The organism is Aquisalimonas sp. (assembly GCF_007120195.1).
Classification (GTDB): Bacteria; Pseudomonadota; Gammaproteobacteria; order Nitrococcales; family Aquisalimonadaceae; genus Aquisalimonas.
The window spans coordinates 1-6,187 of sequence record NZ_SKOG01000079.1 but is presented as its reverse complement, the minus strand read 5'-3'; the positions used below and the strand labels follow the sequence as shown (position 1 = coordinate 6,187).

5 protein-coding genes are annotated in these 6,187 nt (G+C 65.6%); all 5 read left to right on the top strand.

The features are described 5' to 3' along the window. Nucleotides 1–569, top strand: a 569-nt coding sequence (locus QZT63_RS06630) for a hypothetical protein (RefSeq protein ID WP_290649648.1), incomplete at its 5' end; no start/stop codon positions are given. Beyond that, entirely contained in the window at nucleotides 566–2,362 is a 1,797-nt protein-coding gene (locus tag QZT63_RS06625; protein ID WP_290649646.1) for a GNAT family N-acetyltransferase, read from the top strand. The genes QZT63_RS06630 and QZT63_RS06625, both read left to right, overlap by 4 nt. After that, nucleotides 2,359–3,546 carry a GNAT family N-acetyltransferase gene (locus tag QZT63_RS06620; RefSeq protein ID WP_290649645.1) on the top strand — a complete coding sequence of 396 codons (1,188 nt, stop codon included), beginning with the start codon at nucleotides 2,359–2,361 and terminating at the stop codon, nucleotides 3,544–3,546. The genes QZT63_RS06625 and QZT63_RS06620 overlap by 4 nt, the downstream gene beginning before the upstream one ends. Continuing rightward, the gene (locus QZT63_RS06615) at nucleotides 3,543–4,811 is read left to right on the top strand and encodes a DegT/DnrJ/EryC1/StrS family aminotransferase (RefSeq protein ID WP_290649644.1); all 1,269 of its coding nucleotides are present in this window, start codon (nucleotides 3,543–3,545) and stop codon (nucleotides 4,809–4,811) included. Before QZT63_RS06620 ends, QZT63_RS06615 begins: the two co-directional genes overlap by 4 nt. Before the next feature lie 141 nt (nucleotides 4,812–4,952). Continuing rightward, nucleotides 4,953–5,690: a Crp/Fnr family transcriptional regulator gene (locus QZT63_RS06610; protein ID WP_290649642.1), complete on the top strand. Its 738-nt coding sequence runs from the start codon at nucleotides 4,953–4,955 to the stop codon at nucleotides 5,688–5,690. The last annotated feature ends 497 nt before the right edge of the window (nucleotides 5,691–6,187 follow it).

Here is a 6,187-nt window from a genome sequence, read left to right as displayed (position 1 = left end):
CCGTGCTGTTGACCTGGGTGCCGGACGTTGGCGAATCGCTGACACCGGGGTTGCTGCAGCTGGTTGTGTTGACCTTCTACTTCTCCGCGGCCTGGTGGACGGCGACGCTGGTGCTTATGGCCGTGAACCGGATTCGGCTGGTGGCCGTGATGACCCTGGTTGAGCTCGCCCTGGCGCTGGCGTTGATCGTACTGCTTGTGCCCTCGTATGGCTTGATTGGATTCGCCACGGCAGCCCTGGTGGCCAACGTCATCGTCGCCTTCGGGGCGCTCATGCCCGCGGTGTGTGGGAGCACCGGGTTGCCCCGCGGGAGCTTTCTGGCTGCCACCTTTGGACGAATGATCCTGGTCAGCCTGCCGGCGATGCTGCTGGCTGCAGGGTTCCATGTCGTCATCGCGGAGTCCGGCTGGTCCACCTTGATCGTTGCTGCCGCGGTCGTGGCGTTGGTGTACGCCCTCTCGGTGTTCTGGGGTGGTCTGGATGCCTGGGAGCGCAATCAAGCGGTTGCGCTGCTCAAGAAACTCTCGGCGAGTTTCGAGCTGCGCCTTTCAGAGGTGAAACGACCATGACCACAACCTATCGCCTCCAGTGGCTGCGCCCCGGCGATGCCCGCCGGGTCGCATGGCTCGAGCGCCACCTGTATCCCCGGGGCTATCGCGCCGGCGCTCGGGATGTGCGCGAACAACTCGCTGTGGCCGAGGCCGCCGGGGAGAACCTTAGTATCGGCCTGTTCCTGGGCCGGCGACTCGTGGGCTATTGCCTGATGTTCGTGGAGCGCGACAGGCGCGATATCTGCGATTACATCGGCATTTCGGCCCCGCCGGATGTGGACCTCTCCGGGCCCGGGCTCTATCTGGCGGATATCGCGGTGCATCCATTGCATCGGCGCCAGACCTGGACCATGATCGGCCGCCTTGCCACGGCGATCCGCGCACGGCGCGATCTCCGCGGGCTGCCACTGGAGGCGTTCAGCGATGACGCCCTGATGGGATTCTGGCGCTCCCGCAATGGCGTGGTCAGCCGTGTGGGGCTGCAGTTCGTCCGGGAAATCCCTTTCCACGACCCGATTCTCCGGCGGCCACTGCACTGGTTGCAGTTGCGCCAGGTGGAGCAGGCCGGGGAACCGGCGGTGAGCCGCGATCAGCCGATCAAGCTTGGCACTGAGCAAACGGTGATGACGCGCGAGGGCCCGTTGCGCGTTGGTATTATTGATCGCCCCCATGCCTGGAAGATGCTGGCCGCGGAGTGGCATCGGCTATGGCATGCCACCCCGAATGCGAACGTGTTTTGCAGTTTCCCCTTTCTGCGCGCTTGGTGGCAGGAGCTGGGGTTGGGGGTGTCGCTGCTGCTGGTGGTGGTCATGAACCCCGACGGTGGTGTGCGGGCGATCGCGCCCCTGCAGATCGCTCCCGCCTCCGGCGCAGGGGGCGGCCGGCGATGCCTGGGTTTTCTTGGCCATCCCTCGGAGGTGGACCGCCCCCTCCTGCTTGCCGAAGCCGGGGACCACCTGAGCCCTGAGCTCATCTGCGATTATCTGATGGCGCTTCGGGGTGAGCGGTGGTCGTCCGCCATATTCTACGAACAGGACCGCCGGAGCCCGTTCCTGGCCGCCATGTTCGCCCGGCTGCGCGGAGCAGCATTGCTGACAGCGCTCCCCGACGGGCCGGAGTGTCCCGTGGTGGACGTTCGTGGTGACTGGAGCACCTACCTTGCCGGCCGCAGCCGGGCGCAGCGGAAGAGCCTCAAGCGTCGCTTGGCGCGATTGCGCGAGACCGGGGAGGTGCGACTCGACACCGTGGTGTCGCCAGAGCACGAAGGCAATGCACTGCCGCGCTACCTGGCCGTCGAACGCCGCAGCTGGAAGCCAGCTGCCGCCGTGGGCGTGGCCCGGTCATCGGCGCATCTTGGTTTTCTGCAAGCCCTTGCCGGCCACCCGGAGCCGCGCCCAGCCATGCATTTCCGGTTCCTGACGGTGGATGGCCAGGATGTGGCGGCAACCCTGGGGCTGTTTTGGTGTGGGTGCCTGTATTCCCTGCACATCGCCCACGACCGTGCGTGGGATCCCTGGTCCCCCGGGTTCGTGCTCACGGCCCTGGAGCTCGAGGATGCATTTTCCCGGGCCGATTACCAGCGTGTGGACTACCTCGCCGGGTTTCTCAGCAACAAGCGCGGATGGGCGACGGAGTACCGCCAGACCCAGGCGTTATACGCCCAACCCCGGAACCTGCAGGGCTACGGGTTCCATCTCTTTCATTTTCACTGCAAACCCTGGCTCAAGCAGCGACTGGACCGCGTCGATCTGCTGCAGCCGCTGCTGCGGTGGAAAAAGCACCGATTCCGGCGGCAGGGGAGTTACGCATGAGCACGAGCGCGCAGCCAGTGCCGTCCACGCGTGAAACGCGCGTGAGGATTCTCACGGAATTTGCGCAGGTGCAGGCCCTGGCGGATGACTGGGAACGGTTGCACGCCGTGACCCCAGGCGCGACACCTTGGCAAAGCTGGCCTTGGCTTCAGGCCTGGTGGCCGGTGATGGGCGGTGACCCGCGGTTGTGCGTGGTTGTCGTGGAGCAGGGTGGCCGGCCGGCACTGATCCTGCCGCTTCAGATGGCGCGGGTCCGGATGCTGGGGCTGTCGGTTCGGGTGCTCGAGCCGATTGGCATGCCCGATGAGATCAACCGGCCGCTGCTCGCGCTGGGGCCGGCAGACCCGCCGCTGCTCCGCCAGGCGTTGTCTGCGTTGGTGACTCCGCGTGGGCTTGCAAGCGAATCCCGGTCGCCGCCATGGGATATGCTCCGGGTGGACGAGGTCCTCGCGGAGGATGAGCGCGTTCAGACGGCCCTGGCGTTCGCCCGAGAGCAGGGCCTGGCGTCCAGGTTGCAGCCGTTGCACCCGTGTCCATACCTGTCGCTGAAGCAGTCATGGCCGGATTTTCTCGCCTCCAGGGGTCGCCGGCTGGGCCGGAACCTGCGCGCGGCGCACCGTCGCCTGGCCATCGAGGGGCCGGTGACGGTGGTGACCGCCATGGAGGCCGAGGCGGTGGACGCAGCCTTTGCGCGTTTTCTGGCCGTGCACGAGCGCAGCTGGAAGCACGCCGCCGGGATCGCCTTCGCGGGGCCGGAAGGTTACGTGCAGTATTACTGTCGCTTCCTTCAGACCCTGGCGGCAGAGGGCAGGGCACGGGTGCTTACGTTGTTTTGCGGTGATAACCCCGTCGCTGCGGCTATTGCGGTGACCGACGCCGACACCTATTACGGCGCACAGATTGTGCACGATCAGCGTTACGACCGGTGCTCCCCCGGCACCGTGCTTGAGGCCATGGAACTCGAAGGACTGATGGCGGAGGGGCGCTACTGCAGGTATGACTTCTTCGGCGCCGCGCTCAGCAACAAACGGCGCTGGACGGACCACGCCCATCACACGGCGCGGCTGGTGTTGATGCGCCCCACCGCGGTGGGGCGCATCCTCGCTGGTTACTACTTTCGACTCAAGCCGGTCATTCAGCGACTGCGGCGAGAGCCGGTGCGCACCCCAGAGGCGCGGGCATGACGCGAGCCGAGTCCCTGTCGGCAGTCGCACAAGCGCGCCAGGCACTGCCCGCTGGGCTTGCCGTTGACCCGGCGCTGCCGTTGGGGATGCTCCGGCGCGATGCCGGGCCGGCGGACCTCGCATCCCTGCTCGGGAGCCGCCCAGAGGACCACATCCTGCCCACCTATTCGGGTACGGGCGCGCTCTTCCAGGCGTTGGTGCGCCTGGGGGTCGGCGCCGGTGATGGCGTGCTGTTGCCCGCATATAACTGCGGCCACGAAGTGGAAGCGGTGCTGCGCGCGGGCGCTGAGCCGGTCTTCTATAGTGTGGATCGCCGGTTCGGGATCGATACCGACGCGATCCGTCGCCGCTTGACGGGGCTTGAGGGCAGGCCGCCCAGGGCGCTGGTCGTGACCCACTTTCTGGGTGTCCAGCAACCTTTGCAGGCGCTGTATGCCCAGTGCCGGTCATCCGGCACCCTGTTGATCGAGGACTGCGCCCAGGCGCTTTTCAGCGCCGGCCCCGATGGACCGGTAGGCGGCGTCGGCGATATCGCCGTGTTCAGCCTGCGCAAGACCCTACCCATTCCTGTGGGGGGTGTCGCGGTGTTCCGAAGACACTTGCTCGACAGACCCCCCGAGCCGTTGCCCCCACCGCCGTGGCTGACGCGTACGGGCGCGCTCGGCTATCGCGTGCAAAAGGCCCTGTGGCAGCGGCGCCCCGGCGTTGGCGGGCGCGTGCGGCGCTATGCCGCCGCGCTGCTGGCGCTTGTCCGGGAGGCGGGGCAGGAGCTCGGCCGCGGCGTGACCTGGTTGGGATGGCCTCAGCATGATCCGGAAGACGAAGGCTACGATTTCCCCGCCGCCATGCTGCGGTGGGGGATGGATGCAACCTCGCTGCGACTGCTTGGCGCGTTCAATCCAGCGGCGATCGCCGCGCAACGGCGCCGCAATTTTTTAGCGTTGACCCAACGCCTGATGCGGGGCGGCCTGTCGGTGCCAACACCCAGCCTCGATGGCAAAACGGTGCCCCTGTACTGCGTCGTCGCGGTAGCCGATCGCACCGGTGTTCTGAAAGCACTCCACGCGCGGGGCGTTCCGGCACTGGACTGGTGGTCTGCCTTTCATCCAGCCGTGCCGTGGGGGCGCTTTGCGCAAGCGGTGCGCCTGAAACACTCCCTGGTGGCGCTGCCCGTGCACCAGGACCTGACCACCGGCCACGTGGAGGCTATGGCGGATGCCCTTGTTGCGGCGTCCGACGAACGGTACGTGGCCCCGTTTCCTTAATGCGACACATTCGACTAACCTATAAATTAGGGTGCGGTTTTGTTCTGCTATGTGTGCTACCGTACAGGCGGCTGACGGGGGCGAGGATTGTTGTCGCCCCCATAACAACAAATTGGCGGTGCAGCAAAAGGAGAACATCCTATGTCAAGGACACGACCCGTCGCGGCACAACCGCAGGTTTACCATACGGAAAATCGCCTCCTGGCCGCCATGTCGCCGGCACTGGCTGCGAGGCTTTTTCCAGCCATGGAGCAGGTGTCCATGACGCGCGGTACGGTGATCAACGAATCCGGGGTCACTCAGAACCACGTTTATTTCCCGGCCAACGCCATTGTGTCGCTGCTGTACGTGCTCGAGGACGGCGCTTCTGCCGAGACGTCCATGGTGGGCAACGACGGCATGGTGGGGGTGTCGCTGGTGATGGGCGGTGGCGGCACGCCGAGTCGGGCCGTGGTCCTGATCCCGGGCGTCGGGTTCCGGTTGCCGGCGCAGGTGCTGCGACGGGAGCTGGAACACCACCCGGAACTCATGCGGCTGCTCTTGCGCTACATCCAGACGCTGATGACGCAAATGGCGCAAACGGCTGTGTGCTATCGCCACCATTCGTTGCGCCAACAGCTCTGCGGTCTGCTACTTCTGACCCTGGATCGCCTTCCGTCCAACACCGTGGCCATTACCCATGAACTCATCGCCCATATGCTCGGTGTCCGCCGTGAGGGTGTGACCGAGGCGGCCGTGCAGCTGCAGAAGGCAGGTGTCATCCGTTACAGCCGCGGGCAGATCGAAGTCATTGATCGGCCGCGCCTGGAAGAGATGGCCTGCGAGTGCTATGGCGTGGTCAAGAAAGAATGTGATCGAATCATGAGCCTGCCCCTTTAGGGCGATCGGTCCGTGGTTTGAGCATCTGCCCCCCATTCCGCGCGTGTGCCGTGATTCCGTGGATCGTTCCCCCACGCTGTCATGTCTCAGCGACCAGCAATTCTAATTATCGGTCCCAGCGAAAGCGCTCAGCCGACGTACCCCCTTATGAGGGAAGAGGCGGGTGATGGCAACTGTAAATTTCAGTGTAGACGCGGGTTGGGGAAATGAAACCATCCGCGCAACTCACCAGCCTGGCGCATTCCACCCGCCTGAATCACGGGGTCGTGTCGGTCTCTGGCCCAGTCTAACGCCCCTCGGTCGGACCCGGTGCCATGGCGTGGCTTGACACGGTACCCGTAGGGCGGGTTAGCGCAGCGTAACCCGCCGTCAATACCACAGCGCCGCAGGCGCACGCCTCAAGCTGCGTCTGTGCGCCTGCGGCGCGGATTGTTTAATGGTGCATTACGCTGTCGCTAATGACACCCTACGCCCTTCGCTCGGACCCGGTGCCATGG